Here is a 19,871-nt window from a genome sequence, read left to right as displayed (position 1 = left end):
CCCCGAAAACCCGAAAGCCTCGCGGCTTACTTCGCCGTCATGAACGTGATGTCGCGCACGCTTACGCCCTCGGCGCCCTTGAGCGGCCAGCTCTGGGTGATCTTGCCATCCTCGAGCGAGACGGTGTGCAGCCCGCCGCCAGAGACGAGCCAGGCGGTGTTGGTGCCGGCCTCGTCGGTGGCAATGTCGAAGGCATAGACGTCGGAACCCTCGATGCCGAGCTTGCCGACGGCTGCCAGCGTGCCGTCATTGGGTGAGGTCTGACGGATCAGCGCGACGATGGTGCTGTCGATGTCGTACATCGCCGTCTTCTCGGGCTTGCCGAAGGAGTTGGTGTAGGCCGCCGCCACGATGGCCGGCGCCTCGCCCGCATGCATGTCGGCCGTCTCGAAGGCAAGGCTGCCGTCAACGGTCACGGCGCCGCTTTCGATGTCGACGCGGTGGTTTGTGGTGCCCGACATGAAGCGGAGCTTGTTGGCCGCCGGGTTGAAGTCGACGATCACGGCGCCGCCCTCGGCGACGGGCAGTTCCTTGTCCATGGTGGAGATCACCGTGGTAGCGCCGGTCTCGGGATCGATCTCGACGATCTGGAACGTCTCGGTCACGCCGATCAGCTGGCCGTTGGCCGGCCGCAGGTCGATGCCGAGCAGGCGGTCGACGCCCTGGGCATCCATGGTGGCGGTGACCGTGGCGGTGGATGCGTCGATCTTGTGAAGGGTCTTGTCGCCCGACAGGGCGATTGCGGTGAGGCCGTCGTTGTCCGCAGCATGAGCTGCCGTGGCGAGGGCGATGAGTGCGGTGGTCGCGAGAGCGAAAGTCGTCCTGGTCACTTGAACTGATCCTCGTATCCATGGGCTGCGGCCGATCCGCAGCACCTGCACACCCGTGACTCTCCCAAGAGGCCGTTTGGATGCAGGGACCGCGAAAAAAATTCGAACTGCCGGAAACGAATGGCGGAAAATGCGCGAGATTGACGCAGGTGAGGGTGATCAGATGGCTGATTTAAAAAGGATTTTTTGATTTGTCTTACAAAAAGCCGGGTCAGGACCAATAAACGCATTGGCAAGGAACGCGCACGTGCCTATATATGCCCCGTGGGAGCATAAGCGTCGGCTAAGGACGCGTTTTTTAAACGGCAGTTTATGCTCAAAGTGAGCAAAATGACCGGATCGACCGAAAGGTCTCGCAAAACGGTCATGTTGCTCGGTAGAGGTCGGGCCCTGCGCGAGCTTGAGGCCCGGACGAAGTCAAGGGAGGTCGTCATGGCCACCATCGCACTCGATATCGGCAGCAATGCCGGATGCTCGACCGCCGCACCCGCACGGGCCAGCGGCTATTCGATGCTGCCGCGTCCTCATCTTGCCTACACGCCGGAAGTCGCGGAAGCGACCGCGCCGATCTACGAGAAGGTCCGTCACCTGATTCCGGAGATCGAGTGGCCGGTGCTTGCTCCCGTGATCCACGAGATCAACCGCCTCAAGAAGGAGCGGAACGCCGTCATCCTCGCCCACAACTACATGACGCCGGAGATCTTCCACGGTGTCTCCGACATCGTCGGCGACAGCCTGGCGCTGGCGAAGGAAGCGGCGAAGACCGACGCGGACGTGATCGTCCAGTGCGGCGTGCACTTCATGGCCGAGACCGCCAAGATCCTCAATCCGGACAAGACGGTCCTGATTCCGGACATGAATGCTGGCTGCTCGCTGGCCGAGTCGATCACCGCCGCCGACGTGCGGGCCTTGCGCGAAAAGCACCCGGGCGTGCCGATCGTCACCTATGTGAACACCTCGGCCGACGTGAAGGCCGAGTGCGACATCTGCTGCACCTCGGCCAATGCCGTGCAGGTGGTGGAGAGCCTCGGTGCGCCGCGCGTGCTGCTGATCCCCGACCAGTACCTGGCGGCCAATGTGGCGCGCCAGACGGATGTCGAGATCCTGACCTGGGCCGGTGCCTGCGAAGTGCACGAGCGCTTCACCGCGGCGGAGCTGCGCGAATACCGCGAGATCGAGCCGAGCGTGAAGATCATCGCTCACCCGGAATGCCCGCCGGAAGTGGTCGACGAGGCCGACTTCACCGGGTCCACCGCCGGCATGATCGACTGGGTCAAGACCAATCGGCCGGAGAAGGTGATGCTGGTCACCGAGTGCTCGATGGCCGACAACATTGCCTCGGAGACGCCGGGCGTGGATTATGTCCGTCCGTGCAACCTGTGCCCGCACATGAAGCGCATCACGCTGTCCAAGATCCTGGACTGCCTGCTGGAAATGCGGGATGAGGTGACGGTCGATCCGCAGGTCGCCGCCCGGGCGCGCACTGCGGTCGAGCGGATGATCAACCTCAAGATGTGATCGTCCTTCCAACGGCAACACAGCCAATGCCGGGCGCGGCCAGCGTCCGGCATTGCCGCGTGGCGGCCCGCCCCGACCGTCGTTCCTCCGGCCGCCGCCCGGCTGCCGGCCTTCCGGACGAAATTCATGACGTCGCCACGTCCCGTGACTTCCCATATCGATGATGTCGTCATTCTTGGCGGCGGTCTGACCGGCCTGTTCTGCGCGCTCAAGCTGGCGCCGCGCCCGGTGACGATTCTCTCCGCCTCTCCCATCGGCGAGGGCGCGTCCTCCGCATGGGCGCAAGGTGGTATTGCCGCAGCCGTGTCCGACGAAGACAGCGCGGCCGCTCACGCAGCCGATACCATCGCCGTCGGCGGCGGGCTGTGCGAGGAGAAGATCGTCCGCCTGATGACGGAAGAAGCGGGCGAGCGCGTCCGTGACCTGCTCGGCTACGGCGTTCCCTTCGACATGGACCTGGAAGGGCGGCTGCAGCTGTCGCGCGAGGCGGCGCACTCGATGAACCGTATCGTGCGCGTGCGCGGCGACATGGCCGGTCGTGCGATCATGGACGCGCTGGTCGTTGCGGTGCGCAACACGCCGTCGATCCGGGTGGTCGAGGGGTATCTGGGCGAAGAACTGCTGCATGAGGGCCGGATCGTCACCGGTGTGCTCGCCCGTCGCCGCGGCGACCGCGAGCGCCTTGCCTTCCCCGCCCACGCGGTTGTTCTGGCCTCCGGCGGCATCGGGCACCTCTATGCGGTGACGACCAATCCGCCGGAAGCCAACGGCCAGGGCCTCGCCATGGCCCTCAATGCCGGCGCGGTGGTCGCCGACACCGAATTCGTCCAGTTCCACCCCACCGCCCTCAATGTTGGCCGCGACCCGGCGCCGCTCGCCTCCGAGGCGCTGCGCGGCGAGGGGGCAACGCTCATCAACGCCGATGGCAGCCGCTTCATGGAGACGGTCGATCCGCTGAAGGAACTGGCGCCGCGCGATGTCGTCGCGAGGGCGGTCTTTGCCGAGAACCTTGCCGGACGCGGGGCGTTCCTCGATTGCCGCGAGGCGCTGGGCGAGAGCTTTCCCGAGCGCTTCCCGACCGTCTATGCCGCCTGCATGGAGGCCGGCATCGATCCGGTGCGCCAGCCCATCCCGGTGGCGCCGGCCGAGCACTATCACATGGGCGGCGTGCTGACCGACGCCAACGGTCGCACCTCTCTCGACAATCTCTGGGCGGCCGGCGAGGTCGCCTCGACCGGTGCCCATGGTGCCAATCGGCTTGCCTCCAACTCGCTGTTGGAAACGGTGGTCTTTGCCGCGCGTGTTGCCGAGGACATCCAGAACCAGATGCCCAATCCGCGCACGGCGCACTGGCCGGGCATCGACGATCACATCCAGGAGCCGAGCCGCCGCAACGAGGTGGAGCGCGAGGCGATCAGCCTGCTGCGCCGGACCATGGCGGACGGTGTGGGTGTGGTGCGCACGGCCGAGGGCCTGACGGGCGCGCTTGCCGTGATCGACGCGCTGGAGGCGCGCTGCAAGCGCCGCTCGATCCGCAACATGATGACCGCGGGCAAGGCGGTTGCCGCGGCCGCGCTTTTGCGCCGCGAAAGCCGGGGCGGGCATTCGCGCGCCGATTATCCGCAGGAGGATCCCGCCTTCGCCCGCCGCACCTATCTGACGGCGAAGGACATTGCCGGCGTGGTGCGGAAGGCGGTGGACAGCGACATCGGCCGCCGGGCCGTCGAGGCCCTGCCGGCCGTCGGAGACGCATGATGACCAGTGCTGGAACCAACCTGCCGGTGCTCCCTGCTCTGATGGTAGAGGACGCAGTGCGCGCGGCACTGCTGGAAGACTGGGGCCGGGCGGGTGATATCACCGCCCAGGCGACGCTGTCGCCGGAGATCGGCGCGCGCGCGGTGATCGCGGCCCGCCGCCCCGGACGCCTGTCCGGTGTCGATCTGGCCGCAGCTGCCTTCCGCCTGAGCGATCCGGCCATCGATGTCGAGATCCTGGCGCGCGACGGCGACCGGCTGGAGCCGGGCGATCTCGTGATGCGCGTGTCGGGACCGGCACGCGGCATGCTGTCGGCCGAACGGGTGGCGCTGAACTATCTCGGCCATCTGTCGGGCGTGGCAACGGCGACGGCTGCCTTCGCCGATCTTGTCGCCCACACGAAGGCCCGCATCGTCTGTACCCGCAAGACGACGCCGGGCCTGAGGGCTTTCGAGAAATACGCGGTGCGCTGCGGCGGCGGTGCCAACCACCGCTTCGGCCTGGATGACGCGATCCTGATCAAGGACAACCACATCGCGGTTGCCGGCGGGGTGCGACAGGCCATCGAGGCATCGCGTCGCTTTGCCGGCCATCTCGTGCGCATCGAGGTGGAGGTCGATACGCTGGACCAGCTGCGCGAGGCGCTGGAGGCCAAGCCGGATGTGATCATGCTCGACAACATGCAGCCGGACCGCCTGCGCGAGGCCGTTGCGATCGCCGGAGGGCAGGTCGTGCTGGAGGCCTCGGGCGGCGTCAGCCTCGAGACCGTTGCGGCCATTGCGGAAACGGGCGTCGACCTGATTTCCGTCGGCTGGATCACCCATTCGGCGCCGGTGCTGGATCTCGGCCTCGATATCGAGATCGGCTGACGCAGCAGCGCTCCGGATAGCCTAAAGCGCTTCCCGGAGCCGCTCCGCCGTCTTGTGCAGCGCTTCCACCGCGCTGCGGTCCTCGCTGTCGGCCCCGAAGGTCGCGACCGCGACACCGCCCGGCTCCGCCTTGGCGCGCTGCTTGAGGCGGGCGATGTGGTTGCTCAAGAGGTCGAGGTTCTCGATCGAAAGACCGGTCGGGATGTGCAGGATCGCGATGGAGCAGGACAGCAGCGGGTAGGTCTGGACGCGCCCCTTGCGGTCCTCGGCAAGGATATAGCCCTGGCGCCGGTGCTCGGGGCTGTAGAGGCTCTCCACATTGCGGGCGAATTCCTCGCGAAGCTCGGCCATCAGCCGGCCGGCCCGGTCGGGCGTCCACTCTTCCAGGCCGACGAAATAGTCGTCGCCGCCGATATGTCCGACAAAGGCGCGCAAGGTGTCGAGCCGGCGCTTCATCAGCTCGGCGAACAGGATCAGCGCCCGGTCGCCGATACGGAAGCCGTAGGCATCGTTGAACGGCTTGAAATTGTCGAAGTCGATGTAGCAGAAGGCCCGGTCGCGCGAAGGTTCGGCACAGGCCCGCGTCACATGGTCGGCGATGGCCGAGTTGCCCGGCAGCTTGGTCAGCGGGTTCTGGTCCTGGGCGATCTGCAGGCGGACCTCGTTGGAAATCTTGAGCAGCGATCCGGCGAGGAGGCAGCCGACATAGCGCCCCGCCCGCGTCACCAGGAGCCCGTCGGAGAAGTCCTCCGTGCCGAGATCGACGAGCCGGTCGAGCGGAGCGTTGATGTCGGCGACCGCACAGGGCCGCACGAAGCGCTGCAGGTGATTGTCGAGCGTCGGATTGAGCAGCAGATCCCGCCCGAAGGAGAGATAGAGGAAGCTCTTCAGGTCCGCCTCGCGGATCAGGCCGCGCGGCTCGCCGGCGGCGTTGAGCACGGGCAGGACGCTCTGGTGCGGATTGGCCTGGAAGATCTCGAGCGCGTGGGCGATGCTGCCCGTCTCGCTGATGGCGGCGAGCTTGACCATCTCGCGCTCCAGAAAGTCGCGCTCGGCGACCTTGCGCATGTCGGAGCGCAGCGGACGGTCGGTCGGCACCGGGTAGCTCGGCCGTGCCTCTCCAAGATCCGTGAAGGGGCGGGCGACCACATAGCCCTGGACCAGATCGCAGCCGACGTCCCGGCAGGCCCGCAGCTCGGACGGGGTTTCGACACCTTCGGCGACCACCCGGATGCCCAGCACATGCGCCAGTTCCACGACGCTCGACACGAACAGGCGCTTGCGCGCGTCGTTCTGCAGCGCGGTGATGAAGAAGCGGTCGATCTTCAGGATGCCGGGCTCGTACTGGTAGAGCACGCGCAGCTGTGAATAGCCCTGGCCGAAATCGTCGAGCGCGATGCCGAAGCCGCGATCACGTGCCCGGCTGACGAGGTCGCGCAGATCGTCCTGGGCAAGGCGCTCGTGGATTTCCGGGATTTCGAGGCAGATGTTCCAGGGCGACAGGCCGTGCGCGGTCACCGCCGCGATGGTGCTGTCCAGCATGTCCTCGGTTGCAGCGAGGTTCCGGGCATCGATGTTGAGAAACAGCTTGGTCTTCTCGGCAGCCTTCATGCGCGAGAATTTGGCGATGGCCTTGCGGCGCAGCAGGGTTTCGAGCTCGGCAAGGCAGCCGATGCCATGGGCGTGGTCGAAGACGTCGCGCGGGGCGCGAAAGCCGAGCTTCTCCACCTGCCGCAGCAGCGCCTCGTAGCCGTAGACCTCGCCGGAATCGATGTCGACGATCGGCTGGAACGCATAGTCGAGCGCAGCTTCCGCTTGCGTCATGAACAGCGGCAGGCTCTGTGCGCTCTGCCAGGCGGCGGCGATCCGATGGGAGGTTTCGCTCATTCCCGATGCCTCTGCTCGCTCTTCCGGATGAGATTCGGCTTGATCTTCCTGGGGCGCATCGCGTTGCGGGGAGGGGAGTGCACACGCAAGGAGACGTTCCCTGGATGCCGCCTGCGCCGGAGGGTGGGCCGATTCGGTCAGATATTTGCGGAGCATGCCTGAAAAGGATGACGGTATGACTGCAGACAGGCGCGGGGCCAGCCGTGCAGATGCATCCACGAAAAACATGAAATCGTCCTCTCCCGGAAATGCAGCAATTAAAACGAATTGTCGCCAATGGGCCGCAACTGGCCTCGCCGGGAGGGCTTAAGGGGCAAATGTTAAAGGCAAGGCCGCCAACGAACCCGTGGCGGCCTTGCGGATATGGATACTGGGGAAAACGGGAGACGGGGAGCGGCTTGCCTCAGCTCCAGCCGCCGCCCTTGGTCCGGTAGAAGATGTGCTGGCCGATCCGGTCCAGCCGCTTCATGTAGCGGGCCCAGCGGGGGCTCACATAAGTCGCATGATAGTGGGTCGAAGCACCGACCTTTTCCAGATAACGCTGGCCCGAAACGGTCTCGCGAGCCACTTTCTGCGCCAGCTCCCATTGCGGCTTCTCGCCGATATTGTCGCGAATGCCGTCGCAGGCAAACGAGAACTGGCAGCGGTTGCGCAGGTGCCGGTTCTGGTAGACGACCTTGCAGATCGTCTCCGGATAGGCCGGGTTCCGCACACGGTTCAGCACCACCTGGGCAACGGCGACCTGCCCCTCGAGCGGCTCGCCGCGGGCCTCGAAATAGACGGCCTCGGCAAGGCAGCGCTGTTCCTTGGAGGTGATGACGCTGGCGGGAAGGGCGCGGTTCGCCCACCAGAACGGATCGCTCTTGGCGTTGGTCTCGAGCGAGGCCTCGTCCTCCGCCGCTTGGGGCAGGCCGGAACCGCCCAGCAGCGCTTCGAACGGCGCCCTGACATTGTCCATGCCCTGGGGCGCATAGGCGCTGGCATAGGAGACGCTGGTGGCGGCGACGTTGCGGGCCATCGCCAGCCGGACGAGATCGAGAGCCTCGCCCTCGGTCTTGCCACCGGCAGCGGCCAGAGCGGTGCCGGACAGTCCGGCCGGCAGGTTGGGACGCACGAAGGCGACGCGCGGCATGTCCGAAGGGGTCTTGCTGCCGATCATGCTGCTCATCGCATAGACCGAGCCGGCGGCGACGCCGGTCATCTGGCGGTCCGGGGCAAGCGAGACATAGCGGTCGCCCTTGGCTTTGCGATTGACCGGCGTCTGAGCGGGCGGGGCCTTCGGCGCGCTTTCCTTGGCGAAGTTCTCGAGGCCGCGAATGACGGCGGCATCGGTGCCCGGAGCGGCATTGGTGATCGCGTAATCCGGCGCATCCTGCTGGCGCCCCTGGGAGGCATCGGCGAGCACCAAGCTCGGCGTCACACTGCTGGAATGCGGTGCGGCCTCGATGGCCGACATCCAGCGCGGCGCGCTGCCCCGGCTTGCCTCGATAAGGGCCGTGATGTCCTGCTGACCGATGCCGCCCGACCAGGCGAGATAGATCGCCGGTGCAAGGGCTGCGAGCCGCCATTTCGAGCGCTTCGCCGCCGGCTGGCGCCGGTAGCGGCCCGGCGTGCCGGTGCTGCGTGTACGAAGCCACCGCGGGGCTTGGCGGGGGTCGAAGGTCTGCACCGTGCCAGTCATACGCGGCAACTCCGGTCCATGCGGCTAGCGTGTCTGGGGCGCCGGACCACACGGGCCTACGGCGAGATCGATTGAATTGATCGTCGCCGTTTAACCTTGAGAGAGAGTTAATGCGGTCAAAACACCGCGGAAATCTTTCGAAAGGCGGAGGGGAGGGGCACTGTTCTTGGTTAATGACAGTGTTGCCGGATCGGGGGAAATTGTTTGCCGGACAGGACTTTTCAGAACGGGCAGGGAGCCGAGAAAGTCATGCGCTCGCCGCCGTTGGGATGGTGCAATGTCAGGCTCTGCGCATGCAGTTGCAGCCGGGATGCCGCCTGGCGCGACTCGCTGTCGCCATAGAGCGGGTCGCCGAGGATCGGGTGGCCGATGGCCAGCAGATGCACCCGCAGCTGGTGCGAGCGACCTGTCAGCGGTTCGAGCTGCACCCGTGTCGCGTGCCGCTCGCGCTCAACAACGCGCCAGTGGGTGAGCGCGCTGCGCCCCTCTTCAGGGTCGACCATCTGCCGGGGGCGGTTCGGCCAGTCGCAGCGCAGCGGCAGGTCGATCGTGCCGCCGTCCTGGGACGGGCTGCCGGCAACGCGGGCAAGATAGGTCTTGGCGACATGGCGCCGCTCGAACTGCAGGCCGAGATGGCGGTGCGCCGCAGGGTTCATCGCCAGCACAAGCACGCCGGATGTGTCCATGTCGAGGCGATGGACTATGCGCGATTGCGGGTAGAGCGAGAGCGCCCGCGCCGCGACGCAGTCGGCAAGCGCGGGATCCTTCCCCGGAACGGTGAGGAGCCCGCTTGGCTTGTCGACGACGAGGATGTCGTCGTCGCAATGCAGCACGACAAGGAACGGCTCGCGCTCGGGGGCGTAGCTGCGCTCGGGCAGGGGCCGGATCTGAGGCGGGTACTGGCTCGACATGGGCGGATCAATACGCCCGCACGCCGTCAGTGCAAGCGGCTTGCGGTCAGCGGGCCTCGCCTGCGGGGAAGATCATGCAGGTTTCGACGCCATGGGCGATGAGCTTGCCCGCGCTGTCGACAAGCCGGGCCTCGGAGGTCGCCATGCGCCGGCCCCGATGCAGGACGCGCCCCTCGCAGGTCAGCAGGCCGCTGGTCTCGAAGGCCGGCCGGACGTTGTTCACCTTGAACTCGACAGTCGTGTACCCCTCGCCCATGCCAAGTGTCGCGTGAACCGCGCAGCCGAGAGCCGAGTCCAGGATGGTGGCGATCCAGCCGCCATGAACGGTGCCGAGCGGGTTGTAGTGATCGAAGGAGGGCTCGCCCTCGAAGCGCGCAAAGCCCTCGGCGTTCGCGTCGGTCAGGATGAAGTTCATCGTGCGGCAGATCGGCGGGGCCGGAAAACGGCCGGCGATCATTGCCTCCAGCTGGCCGATGCCCGTCAGTTTTGCCGCTTCTGCCGGGTCGGCAAGGCCGAAAGTGCGCGTCTCGATGTTCATCTGCTGCCGTCTCCCTTAAGCGTGCATATGCACCTAATCATGTGATGCGACGCGGTGCAAGTGGGCGTGGCAAGACGAGAAAACGTTTGTAGATCGTCTTGTCGCGGATATTGCGTGCCTATGCACGCATATACCGCTGTGATACGCTGGGGCATGGCATCGAACCTCCTGTGCTCCTGTCACCGCATCCATCGGGCCGGCCGTGTCGTCACACGGCTTTACGAGCGGGCCATTGCCGACAGCGGCAGTGGTCTTACGCCTCAGCAATTTGCCGTTCTTGCGGCACTTGCGGAGGCGGACGCGATGACCGCATCCGAACTGACCGAGGTTGTGGGAGCGGACAGGAGCACGCTGACACGCGCACTCGAGCGTCTCGATGCGTCGGGCCTTGTGGCCGGAGCGTCCGGAACCGACCGCCGCGAGCGACGGTTCGCGGTGACCGTGGCCGGAAGGGCGGAATTTGAGTTGGCGGTTGCTGGCTGGCGCCGGGCGGAAGGGGCGATGCGCCGGGCCATGGGACCGGAGAAGGTGGCCCAGCTCTGGGACCTGCTCGAAGAGGCCGAGGCAGCAACCGGAACCTATGTCCGGAAAGCGGTATAGGCTAGCGACCGCCGACCCGCAGCCCGAGGGCGGGACGTTCCTTCAGCACCTCGTGGCGGAAGCGGAACAGTGCGGCCGGGCGTCCTCCGGTCTGGGTCGAGGTCTCGCCGGTGGGTTCCACCAAATCGCCCTTTTCGACGAGCCGGCGGAAGTTCTGCTTGTGGATGTGCCGGCCGGAGATCGCCTCGACGCAGCGCTGAAGGTCCGTCAGCGTGAAGGCATGCGGCATCAGCTCGAAGATCAAGGGGCGGTATTTCAGCTTGGTCCGCAGGCGCGAGATGGCGGTCGCCAGGATCCTGCGATGGTCGTGGAGCATCGGCTGGCCAAGAAGAGGCTGGCCCGCGCGCTCCTGCGCAGCCGGCCGTCCGTCGCGCTGCGCCTCGTGCAGCAGCCCTGCCTCGTAGAGCATCTCGTAGCGGTCGAGGACGCGCTCCTCGTTCCACATTCCGTCGGTGACCGAGAAGGCCTGATGGACGCGGTCCTCCCGCGTGTTGCCGCGCGGCGGGCTGTGTTCGGGAACAGGTGCCTCCGCCCAGCGCTTCAGCGCGGGCAGGATCTCGCGTTCGACCATCGGCGGCATGCCGTCGCGCCAGTCCTCCCAGGGGAAGAACGAGTACCAGGAACGCCACTGCGCATTCTGCTGGGTGAGGGCCTCGTCCGACTTTGGCGTCTGGCGGGCAAGGGCCAGATAGCCGACCGAGACCACATGGGGGCCGGCGTCGGAATGGATGTGATGCCGCCCGCGATCGCCGAACGTGTAGAGCTGCTCCACATAGCCGAGTTTCAGCGCGGTCTGTTCCTCCACCCATTCGCGCAGGCCGATCTCGAATGTCCGGTGGCGGGTCGGATCGAACGGGCCGAAGGGCAGCGAGGGAACGCTGGTGTTTGGAGGGGCCGCGATAGTGAGAACCTGCGGCTGCGGTGCGGCGACGGAAACGATGACGGCGTTGAGACCGATCTCGATCATGCGCGCCCCGGACCCGCTCGCGAATCGCTCGGTGCGACCGGCAGGGTGAACGGGGTGCCCTCGAAGGCATCCGCGCCGCGGCCGATGGAGCGGACCGCCTCGACCATCCGGCCTTCACGCTCCAGCAGCGTGTCGGCAAGCGCCACCAGCCGGGCATTGGGCGTCGCCGACGGCGAAGCGCGCCGCAGCGCGCCGGCCAGCGCCATCTCGTTCGCCTTGGGAGCAAGCGCGCAGGTCGCAATGAAAGCTGCGGCGGTGGAGCGGCTGATGCCGGCGAAACAGTGAATCACCAACGGTGTTGAGCGGTTCCAGTCGCCGACGAAGTCGAGCAGCTCGCGCACATGCGCTTCCCCGGGAGGGGTCAGTCCCTCGGCGGGAGCGGTGATATCGTTGAAGGCGAGGAAAAGATGGTCGTCGGCAGCGATGCTGGCGGGCCGGTCGACCCGCGTACCTGCGTTGATCAGGGTGATCATTCTGCGCGCGCCGGTCCGCTCCACTGTTTCCTGCAAACGGGCGAGCGAACAGACGGTTATCATGGCGTTCCCTGTGTCTTCCTGACCTGCACCGACACCGCATCCGATGCCGCGGCGTCCACCTGAATTATTTAGGGCTTGCAGCCGCCCATGTCACCGGCTTGCCGATGCACGAACACGTTCGAGTTCGGAAAAGCGGTCTAGGAACAGTTTCTGTGCCTGCGCGACCGGCAAGGCGTGTAGCCCCAGGCGCGGCGGCTGCCCGCGTCGCTTCGGGAAACCGGTCGGCTCGCCGAACAGGCGGCAGGCTTCCTCGTCGCTGAAGCCGGCAAGCTCCACTGCTTCGAAATAGGCGGCGACATGGTCGGCCTTCTTGGTCAGCTTGCGCAGGATCGCAGGCGTTGTTGCCGGCAGGGCGAAGCGCAGGTGAATCGCCGCCTGCAACCGGGCCTCGATCTCCTTATAGCTGCCGCCCATCACCGCCTTGAACGGCGAGATCATGTCGCCGATGACGTATTCTGGTGCATCGTGCAGCAGGATGGTCAGGCAGCTGTCGGGCGAAAGGCCCGGCTCCATCTGCAGTGCAAGCCGCTCCACCAGAAGCGAATGCTCGGCGACGGAGAACGCGTTGTCGCCAATGGTCTGGCCGTTCCAGCGCGCCACGCGCGCAAGGCCATGGGCGATGTCCTCGATCTCGACATCGAGCGGCGAAGGGTCGAGCAGGTCGAGCCGGCGGCCGGACAGCATCCGCTGCCAGGCGCGCATCGGCTCCGCTTTCTTTCCGGCAGGGCGGCTCACGAACGGGGCGCCGTCATTCGGTGGTCTCCGCAGCTGCGGCAGTCTCCGGCCAGGTGAAGCGGGCGAAATCCGGCAATGCCGGCTCCAGCGGCACGCCGCCTGCCGTCACCGGCTCGCCGCGCGCGCGTGCCTGGGCGATCCTGTCGAGCCTGACCAGAGCAAGGCCCGCGCTGCCATCGATGGTCCCGAGCGTCCCGGCGGGCTTGTCTCCGGCAAGGATCTCCGTTCCGGAGGCGGGTAGGTCGCGTTCTCCGGCGACCTTGATGATGCGGCGGCGCGCGGTGCCCCGATGGCGCATTCGGCTCACCACTTCCTGGCCGATGAAACAGCCCTTGTCGAAGGCAACGCCGTTGAGATCGTCCATGTCCGCGTCATGGGGGAACGCATCGCCCAGCGCGAAGTCGAAGGGCGCTTCCGGTACGCCGGCTGCGACGCGGCGCGCGTGATAGGTTGTCTCGGTCTCGCCGGTGGCAAGCACGTCGATGACGGCGGGCGGGCCGAACACGCGCCAGCCGAACCCGGCAAGGCGCGGGTCGGCAACCGCGATGCAGCCATCGGCCTCGGGTTTTTGCCCGAAGGAGGCCGCGACCTTGCAGGTCTCGCTTACGTCGGCGATCTCGACCTTGGAGCGCAGCTTGTAGAAGCCGAGCCGGCGGGCGAAGTCCGCTGCCGTCTCCCGCAGCGTATCAAGCAGGTAGCCGGCCTCGTCCGCGACCACCAGGAAGTCGAACAGGATCTTGCCCTGGGGCGTCAGCAGGGCGCCGTAACCGGCGCCATCCGCGTCGACATCGTCCATGTCACAGGTCAGAAGGTTCTGCAGGAAGCCGTGCGCATCCGCCCCAGCGACGCGCAGGACCGCCCGCGAGGGCAGGGGAACGAGGATCCCGTTGCCATCGCCCATTGCTGCGGGCTCGTTGGGTGTCTCTTCACTCATCGCGTCGCCGCTCCTCGGATTTCCTCGCGGTGAATGCCGATGGTGCAAGCCGACTCACGTCGGCCGCAATCCATTTCTCGCGACATAGGCCGGAACGCTGCGCCCAACAAGGGGAGCCGCTCCGCCTTCGCCGTTGCGCGAAACCTGCGCAAAAGCGCGGAACGTCGGGTGTCCTGCCGAAAATTCGACACGGTTTGTTACCCACTTCGCGCTAGGATCCGTATCGGGTCCGCGATCACCCATCTCCCGCTATCGGGCCCTGTTGCCGGCATTTCCGGCAGTTTCTGGGGTTTGCCGCCATGTGCCGCCTGGCTGCCTATATCGGTACTGAAATTCCGCTGGAAAATATCATCGCCCGGCCGCGCCACTCGCTGCTGGTGCAGAGCCAGGACGCCCAGGAGGCGAAGCTGCGCGTCAATGGCGACGGTTTCGGGATCGCCTGGTACGGCCACCTTCCGGAGCCGGGCCTGTTCAAGGACGTGTTGCCGGCCTGGGCGGACACCAATCTGCCCAGCATCTGCCGGCTGGTGCGCTCGGGCCTGTTCCTGGCGCATGTGCGCGCCGCGACCACCGGTGCCTCGTCGCGCGAGAACTGCCATCCGTTCACCCATGGGCGCTGGGCGTTCATGCACAATGGCGGCATCGGCAATTTCGGACATTTGCGGCGGGACATGGAAGCGCTGATCGGGGATAACTATTATGCCCTGCGCCGGGGCACGACCGATTCCGAACTCTTCTTCCTGATGATGCTGTCCAACGGTCTGGACGTGGATGCGCCGGCGGCGCTGCGTAAGACGCTGGACCAGCTGCTTGCCATTGCCGAGCGGCGTGGCACGGCCGGCCAGCCGATCCGCCTGACCTGCGCCTTCAGCGACGGGACGCGGATTTTTGCGTTCCGGTTTGCCGACGACCGTCAGGCGCCCACGCTCTATCTGTCGGACTGCCTCGATCATGGCGGGCGTGCCTTCGCGTCCGAGCCGCTGGAGGGGCCGTGCGCACGCTGGCGGGCGGTCGAGCAGGACATGCTCTACGAACTGACGCCGGGCAGGCTCGATCTGCACGCTATCGCAGCCGCATCGTCGCCCGTGTCCGCTTCTCTACGGTCGCTGTCCGCCTGAAATTGACGAGATCGTCGGCGCGCCGGAAATCCCTTCCGGACAGTTCCAATGGAAAACCCCGCGCGGTTCCGAGCGGGGTTTTTCAGTCGAAAAGGCCTGGCGGAAGAAAGAGCAGGATCAGGCAGGGCTCGGCAGGGAGCCGCGACCGTTGCCGAAAGCGGCGGTGATCGAAGCGATGCGGGCGCTCGCCGGGATCGGGCGAATGGTGAAGAGCCGCGGGATGCGGTTGTGGCCGGCATCGCTGGCGAGAGCCATCAGGGATTCGATCTGCTCGCCGACCCGGCGGTGGGTCTCGGTCTCGATGCGGATGCGCCGCCAGACGTGCCGCTGGACGACGAGATCGAGGCAGGCCTTGATGTCTACGATCAGGAATTCGAGATCCAACGTCGGCAGGCCGAGATAGGCGCGCAGCTCGTCGAATACCGTCTTCAGCACGGCGGCATAGGCGAATTCCTCGGAGGCCGGACGCAGCTCGTTGATGTCGAGGCACTGGATCTGCGCTTCTTCGCGGGCGGTCTCGATGAAGGCGGCGATCTGGCCGCTGGAGAGCGTCGCCGTGCCGTCCTCGAGCGCCAGCTGCTTCATCAGGAGCGATGCCTCGAAAATGTCGAGGATCCGCCGCGACAGCAGGTGCACCAGCTCTCGCAAGGCGCGCTCCTGGGCCGGATTGCACTCCACGAAGTTCATCTCGATGATGTCGAAGATCCCCGCCTCGAACGTCTCGCTCATGTTGCGGAAGCAGGCGTGGTGATGGAGCAACTTGTTGACCGCCGGCAGCGCATCCACCTCCACCGGGCAATCCGACATGCAGATATCGTTGATGTCGGTGAAGCGCGGTGTGTTGGTGCGGTTCTGGCTATTCTGGCTCTTGAACACGGCAATCTCCTTTGCCGGCCCCTACAGGGGCGGCGCGATCTCTCGTCTTGTCTTTTGGGTGTCCGGCCGGAGATGGCCGTCTTGGTTAAACGATTCCGAATCGCGACCTGAGTCGCAATTGGGAAACGCCCCGCAAGGGCAAGGTTATTTTCATGAAGAAGCGCTGTTTGATGTGGACAAGCGCGAATCGGGCACACAGGCGCAACAAGCGCCGGGCTGTGACAGCAATCACGGCAAGTTGAGCGGGTTTCGAGGCAGGATCTGCGGCAAATAACGAGGGGTTTACGGCTTTGCGCTACCTTCTGCCCAAGCCGCATCCGTGAGACTGCGAAGGTTGTTCGAATGATCGAGATTCCCCGCGAGACCTTTCCCGGCGCCGGCCGGTTCTCGTCCACCCTTGCCGCATTGTTGATCGCCGCCGGAACGATGGCGATGGCGGGCGGCACCGCGATCGCCCGCGATGCGGCTCCGATGACCCCGATTGCAGGCGCGGGTGCAGCGGCGCAGGCCGACGCTACCGACATGCCCTTGCAGATCCTCGTTTCGCTGGACGACCAGAAGCTGGAGGTCTACCGCGGAACGCAGCTGATCGAGACCACCCGCATATCGTCGGGCAAGCGCGGGCACGGCACGCCGACCGGCGTCTTCAGCATCCTGGAGAAACGCCGCCGTCACTTCTCGAACCTCTACAACAACGCACCGATGCCCTACATGCAGCGCCTGACCTGGTCGGGCATCGCCCTGCATGAAGGCGTGGTGCCGAACTATCCGGCCTCCCATGGCTGCATCCGCATGCCGCGTGGCTTTGCCCAGCAGCTCTTCTCGATGACGGATCGCGGCGCCCATGTGGTTGTGACGCGAAAGCGGGCCGAACCGCGCGCCGTCACCCATGCGGCGCTGCCCGCCCTGCGCCTGGCAGAGACGGAAGTCGCCAGCCTGGCTGCAGAACTGCGGCCGGGCCTGCCCGGCGCCGTCACGGACGGCGAGGCCGGCACCGTCGGTTCGATCGGCCCGACCGAGCCGGCGCTGCAACTGCCGAGCGAGCCGCTGCGCATTCTCGTGACGCCGACCTCCGCGCGGGAGCGTGTGCGCGACATGCAGCGGGTTCTCGACCGTCTCGGCTACGATCCGGGGCCGGCCGACGGCGTGATGGGGCGCAAGACCCGCGCGGCGATCCGCCTGTTCCAGGAGGGGGCCGAACTGCCGATCACCGGCGAGCCGACCGACCTTGTGCTGCGCGCGCTCTACGCCGATGCGGGCGAGGTGGGGCCGGCAACCGGCCGGCTCTACGTGCGGCGCAAGTTCAAGGAGGTCTATTCGGCCAATGTGGTGCTGAAGGACCCGGACCAGCCGCTCGGCACCCATCTGTTCACTGCCATTGCCGGCGTTGCGCCCGGCGCCGAACCGCGCTGGATGACCGTTGTCGCGGACGAGGCGGAAAACCGCTCGCCGGAAAGCGTGCTCGACCGCATCGAGTGGACCGACGAGGCCCGCGCCTTCGTGGAGGGGAACCTCGCCCTCGGTTCCTCGCTGATGGTCACCGACCGTCCGTTCAGCCTGCATTCGGGGCTCGGCACCGACTTCGTGGTGATGACGCGCCAGTAAAGCGCTGAGGGCCTGAAATGAGAAAAGGCGGCGGAGGTCATCCTCCGCCGCCTTTTCGTTTCGTCCTGGGTCTCGCCCCGCGAGCGTCAGTCGCCCGCGACGAAATAATGCAGCGTCCCGTCCGGGCCGATGCCGACGCGATAGAAGGTCCAGGCGCCGGTTGCCTCCATGTCGGCAAGATCGCCGGACGTGACGACGCGGTACATCTCCACCTTCTGCTCGTTGGTCAGCCGGGCGAGGGGGATGCGGGAGAAATACGGCCAGATGTACATTTCCTGCGCCGTGCCCTGATCGACATGGACATAGCCCGTCTCCAGCAGCTCGGTCAGGATGGCCATCACCTCCAGGCCCTCTCCGTCGCCCGAACTCGACTTGATGAACTCGATCGGGTCGCCCGTCTCGCCGAAGGAGAGGGTGGGCATCATCTCGTTGCCCTCCAGCACCATGCGGAAGCGGTCGAGATCCCCGGCATGCGCGGCCTCAAGCAGCTGGGACCGCATGCGGGCGACCGCCTTGGGGAGGTCGGCGTCGCCGTATTTCACTTCCGGAAGATGGAGAGGCTGCGCGCCATAGGCGCCCGAGGCGGCGGTGCCCGGCTCCGGAGCAGCGGCGGGAACCTCAAGCGCATCGGAGGGGATGCGGGTGCCGTCCGCAGGCTCTTCGGTGGGCGTCACCTGGATCCGTTCCGTCTTCACGGTCGCAGCCTGCGCAATGGCGGAACTGTTGAGCGCCACGGTGAGCAGGAGGGCGGCGAGAGCCGGGCCAAGGTGCATGTCGGTCGTTCCTGTTGTCGGGGGCGGGTCTCGCGGGTGACCCTATACCAAGCGCGGGCGAGGGGGAATCACGCCTTGGCGAGCACGGCAACGCTGTAGGCCGCACGCGTGTTGCGCCTCGACGGTTGAGCTTGCCGACGGCGTTGGTTAGGGATTGTTCGCAAGGCAGGCTGCGGGATCGAGCCGCGGGCAAGGGATCTGGCAGTTTTGCAGGAACCGTTATTCTTTTTCATCGGGCTGGGCATCGGTATCGCCACCAGTGCGCCGGTCGGCCCCGTCAATATCGCTGTCATCCAGCGCGCGTTCCGCTCAGGGCTGTTGCCCGGCTTGTGTGCCGGATTCGGCGCGATGCTCGCCGACGGGCTCTATGCCACCTTCGCGGCCTTCGGCGTGACCGTGGTGTCGGACTTCGTCGAGCAGCACAGCCGGATCATCCAGTCGGTCGGCGGCGTGCTGGTGATTCTCTTCGGCCTTCGCATCCTGATGTCTCGGCCGCATTTCGAGGCCGGCGACGAGGCGCCGCAAGGACTTATGTCCGGCCTGGTCGGCGGGTTCGCGATGACCGCCACCAATCCGGGCGTGGTGCTCGGGTTTCTGGCGATCTTCGGCAGTCTCGGCGAATGGGCACCGGATCCGGGCAACTATATCGGCGCCGCCACCTTGGTGCTCGGCGTTCTGACAGGCGCGCTGGTCTGGTGGGTCCTGTTGGCGTCGCTCGTTTCGCATTTGCGCGAAAGAATGAACGACACCTGGCTCTTGTGGATCAATCGCGTTGCCGGGGGAGCCCTATGCGTCTTCGGCCTGGCGATCTTCGTCCATCTCTACCTTTTGTGAGGGCGCGCCGGGAGCTGCCCTCGGCCGTCAGTGCATGGGCTTGAACAGCGTGTAGTCGCCTCGGCGAACGCGCTCGGGCAGGCCTTCGGCAAGCTGTGCGACGGCTTCCTCACCATAGGTGGTTACCAGGTCGACGAAGGCGGTGAACAGCGCCGCATGGGCGACAGCTGCAGAATCCAGACCGTCGGCCACGGCCTCCGCAAACGCATGATCGATGTAGCCGAGGGCCATCCGCCGGATGTCCTGATCGGTGACCGGGCCTTCATCGAACTCGGTTTCGGTGTTTTCGCTGTCGTGCATTGTGGCTGCCTGATTTCCTGTCGACGCGTCCGGTCGATGCGTCGTGCAGCCCTCACTGTGCGTGAGTCGCGGCAGGATCGTAAAGAAAAGCTTAAAACCTTCGCTAAATTCCGAAGAATATGGTTAACGCCGCTTCAGGATTTCAACGGTTGTAGCGGGTGGTGACGTTGCGGATCAGCGCGCCGCCTTCCTCGATATAGCGGGCAAGTGCAGCTTCTGCTGCTGGCGTGCATTTGACGTACACCGAGGAGAACCCGCGATAACCCTGGTTGAAACGTTCGATGAAGCGGCGGCGGCGTTCATCGTCCTGCACCTCGGCATCCAGCAGGGACTCCATCTCGTCGCGCCAGACGCTGCCGTCGGGCGAGCCGCAGAGCGGGCGGAGGTAATGGAGCGCGCCCAGGATCTCCGACAGCCGCATCAGCTCGGCCTCGTAGGGCGGATCCTCCGGTCGCGCAGGCTCCTGTGCTGCGGCCGGCTGAGCCGCCGCAATCGGCAGCTGGACGGCGAGCAGAAGCGCGAGCGGCAACATGCGCAGGGGATGCCGAAGCGGGCGGAACTGTCGTTTCATGGCCGGCAAGATGCGCTGTCTGATGTTGTTCCG

General features: G+C 66.1%; 20 protein-coding genes. 7 read left to right on the top strand and 13 right to left on the bottom strand.

The window, feature by feature from the left end:
- Positions 1-26: 26 nt before the first annotated feature.
- Positions 27-830 (bottom strand): DUF4394 domain-containing protein, encoded by an 804-nt coding sequence (locus tag ACVJ6E_RS04530; protein ID WP_120268720.1) that lies wholly within the window; start codon positions 828-830, stop codon positions 27-29.
- A 432-nt stretch (positions 831-1,262) separates the two neighbouring features.
- Here ACVJ6E_RS04530 and nadA point away from each other — a divergent pair, with 432 nt between their 5' ends.
- The 3 genes from nadA to nadC all read left to right on the top strand — a co-directional run bounded on the left by nadA (position 1,263) and on the right by nadC (position 4,972).
- Positions 1,263-2,348, top strand: coding sequence for a quinolinate synthase NadA (gene nadA, locus ACVJ6E_RS04525; protein ID WP_120268721.1), 1,086 nt, complete (start codon positions 1,263-1,265; stop codon positions 2,346-2,348).
- 126 nt (positions 2,349-2,474) lie between these two features.
- Positions 2,475-4,103 (top strand): L-aspartate oxidase, encoded by a 1,629-nt coding sequence (locus ACVJ6E_RS04520; RefSeq protein WP_120268722.1) that lies wholly within the window; start codon positions 2,475-2,477, stop codon positions 4,101-4,103.
- Positions 4,103-4,972, top strand: a complete 870-nt coding sequence (gene nadC / locus ACVJ6E_RS04515; RefSeq protein ID WP_120268723.1) for a carboxylating nicotinate-nucleotide diphosphorylase — start codon at positions 4,103-4,105, stop codon at positions 4,970-4,972. The genes ACVJ6E_RS04520 and nadC overlap by 1 nt, the downstream gene beginning before the upstream one ends.
- Positions 4,973-4,993: 21 nt before the next feature.
- Here nadC and ACVJ6E_RS04510 read toward each other — a convergent pair whose 3' ends face one another.
- The 4 genes from ACVJ6E_RS04510 to ACVJ6E_RS04495 all read right to left on the bottom strand — a co-directional run bounded on the left by ACVJ6E_RS04510 (position 4,994) and on the right by ACVJ6E_RS04495 (position 9,989).
- A complete protein-coding gene (locus ACVJ6E_RS04510) occupies positions 4,994-6,859 on the bottom strand; it encodes an EAL domain-containing protein (protein WP_158592672.1) in 1,866 nt (621 codons plus the stop codon).
- A 403-nt stretch (positions 6,860-7,262) separates the two neighbouring features.
- On the bottom strand, positions 7,263-8,540 hold the full coding sequence (locus ACVJ6E_RS04505) for a cell wall hydrolase (RefSeq protein ID WP_120268725.1): 1,278 nt from the start codon (positions 8,538-8,540) through the stop codon (positions 7,263-7,265).
- Positions 8,541-8,761: 221 nt separating this feature from the next.
- Positions 8,762-9,451, bottom strand: coding sequence for an RluA family pseudouridine synthase (locus tag ACVJ6E_RS04500; RefSeq protein WP_120268726.1), 690 nt, complete (start codon positions 9,449-9,451; stop codon positions 8,762-8,764).
- A 46-nt stretch (positions 9,452-9,497) separates the two neighbouring features.
- Entirely contained in the window at positions 9,498-9,989 is a 492-nt protein-coding gene (locus tag ACVJ6E_RS04495) for a PaaI family thioesterase (RefSeq protein ID WP_120268727.1), read from the bottom strand.
- 120 nt (positions 9,990-10,109) lie between these two features.
- Between ACVJ6E_RS04495 and ACVJ6E_RS04490 the strand changes: the two genes are divergently transcribed.
- Positions 10,110-10,589: a MarR family transcriptional regulator gene (locus tag ACVJ6E_RS04490; RefSeq protein WP_120268728.1), complete on the top strand. Its 480-nt coding sequence runs from the start codon at positions 10,110-10,112 to the stop codon at positions 10,587-10,589.
- Between the two features lies 1 nt (position 10,590).
- On the opposite strand, the gene ACVJ6E_RS04485 is transcribed toward ACVJ6E_RS04490, so the two are convergent.
- The 4 genes from ACVJ6E_RS04485 to ygfZ form a co-directional block, all read right to left on the bottom strand.
- A complete protein-coding gene (locus tag ACVJ6E_RS04485) occupies positions 10,591-11,556 on the bottom strand; it encodes an NUDIX hydrolase (RefSeq protein WP_120268729.1) in 966 nt (321 codons plus the stop codon).
- Complete coding sequence (locus ACVJ6E_RS04480) at positions 11,553-12,092, bottom strand: tyrosine phosphatase family protein (RefSeq protein ID WP_120268730.1); 540 nt, start codon at positions 12,090-12,092, stop codon at positions 11,553-11,555. Before ACVJ6E_RS04480 ends, ACVJ6E_RS04485 begins: the two co-directional genes overlap by 4 nt.
- A gap of 90 nt (positions 12,093-12,182) precedes the next feature.
- A complete protein-coding gene (locus ACVJ6E_RS04475) occupies positions 12,183-12,794 on the bottom strand; it encodes an HD domain-containing protein (RefSeq protein WP_120268731.1) in 612 nt (203 codons plus the stop codon).
- 46 nt (positions 12,795-12,840) lie between these two features.
- Positions 12,841-13,761: a CAF17-like 4Fe-4S cluster assembly/insertion protein YgfZ gene (gene ygfZ / locus ACVJ6E_RS04470; protein ID WP_491676397.1), complete on the bottom strand. Its 921-nt coding sequence runs from the start codon at positions 13,759-13,761 to the stop codon at positions 12,841-12,843.
- Positions 13,762-14,060: 299 nt separating this feature from the next.
- On the opposite strand from ygfZ, the gene ACVJ6E_RS04465 reads away from it, so the two are divergent.
- Positions 14,061-14,879: a class II glutamine amidotransferase gene (locus ACVJ6E_RS04465; protein WP_120268733.1), complete on the top strand. Its 819-nt coding sequence runs from the start codon at positions 14,061-14,063 to the stop codon at positions 14,877-14,879.
- A 117-nt stretch (positions 14,880-14,996) separates the two neighbouring features.
- On the opposite strand, the gene ACVJ6E_RS04460 is transcribed toward ACVJ6E_RS04465, so the two are convergent.
- Positions 14,997-15,755, bottom strand: a complete 759-nt coding sequence (locus ACVJ6E_RS04460) for a hypothetical protein (RefSeq protein WP_120268734.1) — start codon at positions 15,753-15,755, stop codon at positions 14,997-14,999.
- A 342-nt stretch (positions 15,756-16,097) separates the two neighbouring features.
- Here ACVJ6E_RS04460 and ACVJ6E_RS04455 point away from each other — a divergent pair, with 342 nt between their 5' ends.
- Positions 16,098-17,360: a L,D-transpeptidase family protein gene (locus tag ACVJ6E_RS04455; protein WP_120268735.1), complete on the top strand. Its 1,263-nt coding sequence runs from the start codon at positions 16,098-16,100 to the stop codon at positions 17,358-17,360.
- Between the two features lie 86 nt (positions 17,361-17,446).
- On the opposite strand, the gene ACVJ6E_RS04450 is transcribed toward ACVJ6E_RS04455, so the two are convergent.
- A complete protein-coding gene (locus ACVJ6E_RS04450; protein WP_208996691.1) occupies positions 17,447-18,133 on the bottom strand; it encodes a hypothetical protein in 687 nt (228 codons plus the stop codon).
- A gap of 207 nt (positions 18,134-18,340) precedes the next feature.
- Here ACVJ6E_RS04450 and ACVJ6E_RS04445 point away from each other — a divergent pair, with 207 nt between their 5' ends.
- Entirely contained in the window at positions 18,341-18,967 is a 627-nt protein-coding gene (locus ACVJ6E_RS04445; protein WP_208996692.1) for a LysE family transporter, read from the top strand.
- Between the two features lie 27 nt (positions 18,968-18,994).
- Here ACVJ6E_RS04445 and ACVJ6E_RS04440 read toward each other — a convergent pair whose 3' ends face one another.
- Together ACVJ6E_RS04440 and ACVJ6E_RS04435 are read right to left on the bottom strand one after the other, a co-directional pair.
- Positions 18,995-19,267: a hypothetical protein gene (locus ACVJ6E_RS04440; RefSeq protein WP_120268737.1), complete on the bottom strand. Its 273-nt coding sequence runs from the start codon at positions 19,265-19,267 to the stop codon at positions 18,995-18,997.
- Between the two features lie 142 nt (positions 19,268-19,409).
- Positions 19,410-19,838, bottom strand: coding sequence for a TIGR02301 family protein (locus tag ACVJ6E_RS04435; RefSeq protein WP_120268738.1), 429 nt, complete (start codon positions 19,836-19,838; stop codon positions 19,410-19,412).
- Between the last annotated feature and the right edge of the window lie 33 nt (positions 19,839-19,871).

It is taken from the genome of Stappia sp. G46H5W (genome assembly GCF_058448995.1).
This window is presented reverse-complemented; position numbering and strand designations above follow the sequence as displayed.

What these genes read in the sequence shown, in the direction of transcription:
- nadA (WP_120268721.1), top strand. Translation starts at nt 1,263, where the DNA reads ATGGCCACCATCGCACTCGATATCGGCAGCAATGCCGGATGCTCGACC.
- ACVJ6E_RS04520 (WP_120268722.1), top strand. Translation starts at nt 2,475, where the DNA reads ATGACGTCGCCACGTCCCGTGACTTCCCATATCGATGATGTCGTCATT.
- nadC (WP_120268723.1), top strand. Translation starts at nt 4,103, where the DNA reads ATGACCAGTGCTGGAACCAACCTGCCGGTGCTCCCTGCTCTGATGGTA.
- ACVJ6E_RS04510 (WP_158592672.1), bottom strand. Translation starts at nt 6,859, where the DNA reads ATGAGCGAAACCTCCCATCGGATCGCCGCCGCCTGGCAGAGCGCACAG.
- ACVJ6E_RS04505 (WP_120268725.1), bottom strand. Translation starts at nt 8,540, where the DNA reads ATGACTGGCACGGTGCAGACCTTCGACCCCCGCCAAGCCCCGCGGTGG.
- ACVJ6E_RS04500 (WP_120268726.1), bottom strand. Translation starts at nt 9,451, where the DNA reads ATGTCGAGCCAGTACCCGCCTCAGATCCGGCCCCTGCCCGAGCGCAGC.
- ACVJ6E_RS04495 (WP_120268727.1), bottom strand. Translation starts at nt 9,989, where the DNA reads ATGAACATCGAGACGCGCACTTTCGGCCTTGCCGACCCGGCAGAAGCG.
- ACVJ6E_RS04490 (WP_120268728.1), top strand. Translation starts at nt 10,110, where the DNA reads ATGCACGCATATACCGCTGTGATACGCTGGGGCATGGCATCGAACCTC.
- ACVJ6E_RS04485 (WP_120268729.1), bottom strand. Translation starts at nt 11,556, where the DNA reads ATGATCGAGATCGGTCTCAACGCCGTCATCGTTTCCGTCGCCGCACCG.
- ACVJ6E_RS04480 (WP_120268730.1), bottom strand. Translation starts at nt 12,092, where the DNA reads ATGATAACCGTCTGTTCGCTCGCCCGTTTGCAGGAAACAGTGGAGCGG.
- ACVJ6E_RS04475 (WP_120268731.1), bottom strand. Translation starts at nt 12,794, where the DNA reads ATGCGCGCCTGGCAGCGGATGCTGTCCGGCCGCCGGCTCGACCTGCTC.
- ygfZ (WP_491676397.1), bottom strand. Translation starts at nt 13,761, where the DNA reads ATGAGTGAAGAGACACCCAACGAGCCCGCAGCAATGGGCGATGGCAAC.
- ACVJ6E_RS04465 (WP_120268733.1), top strand. Translation starts at nt 14,061, where the DNA reads ATGTGCCGCCTGGCTGCCTATATCGGTACTGAAATTCCGCTGGAAAAT.
- ACVJ6E_RS04455 (WP_120268735.1), top strand. Translation starts at nt 16,098, where the DNA reads ATGATCGAGATTCCCCGCGAGACCTTTCCCGGCGCCGGCCGGTTCTCG.
- ACVJ6E_RS04450 (WP_208996691.1), bottom strand. Translation starts at nt 18,133, where the DNA reads ATGCACCTTGGCCCGGCTCTCGCCGCCCTCCTGCTCACCGTGGCGCTC.
- ACVJ6E_RS04440 (WP_120268737.1), bottom strand. Translation starts at nt 19,267, where the DNA reads ATGCACGACAGCGAAAACACCGAAACCGAGTTCGATGAAGGCCCGGTC.
- ACVJ6E_RS04435 (WP_120268738.1), bottom strand. Translation starts at nt 19,838, where the DNA reads ATGAAACGACAGTTCCGCCCGCTTCGGCATCCCCTGCGCATGTTGCCG.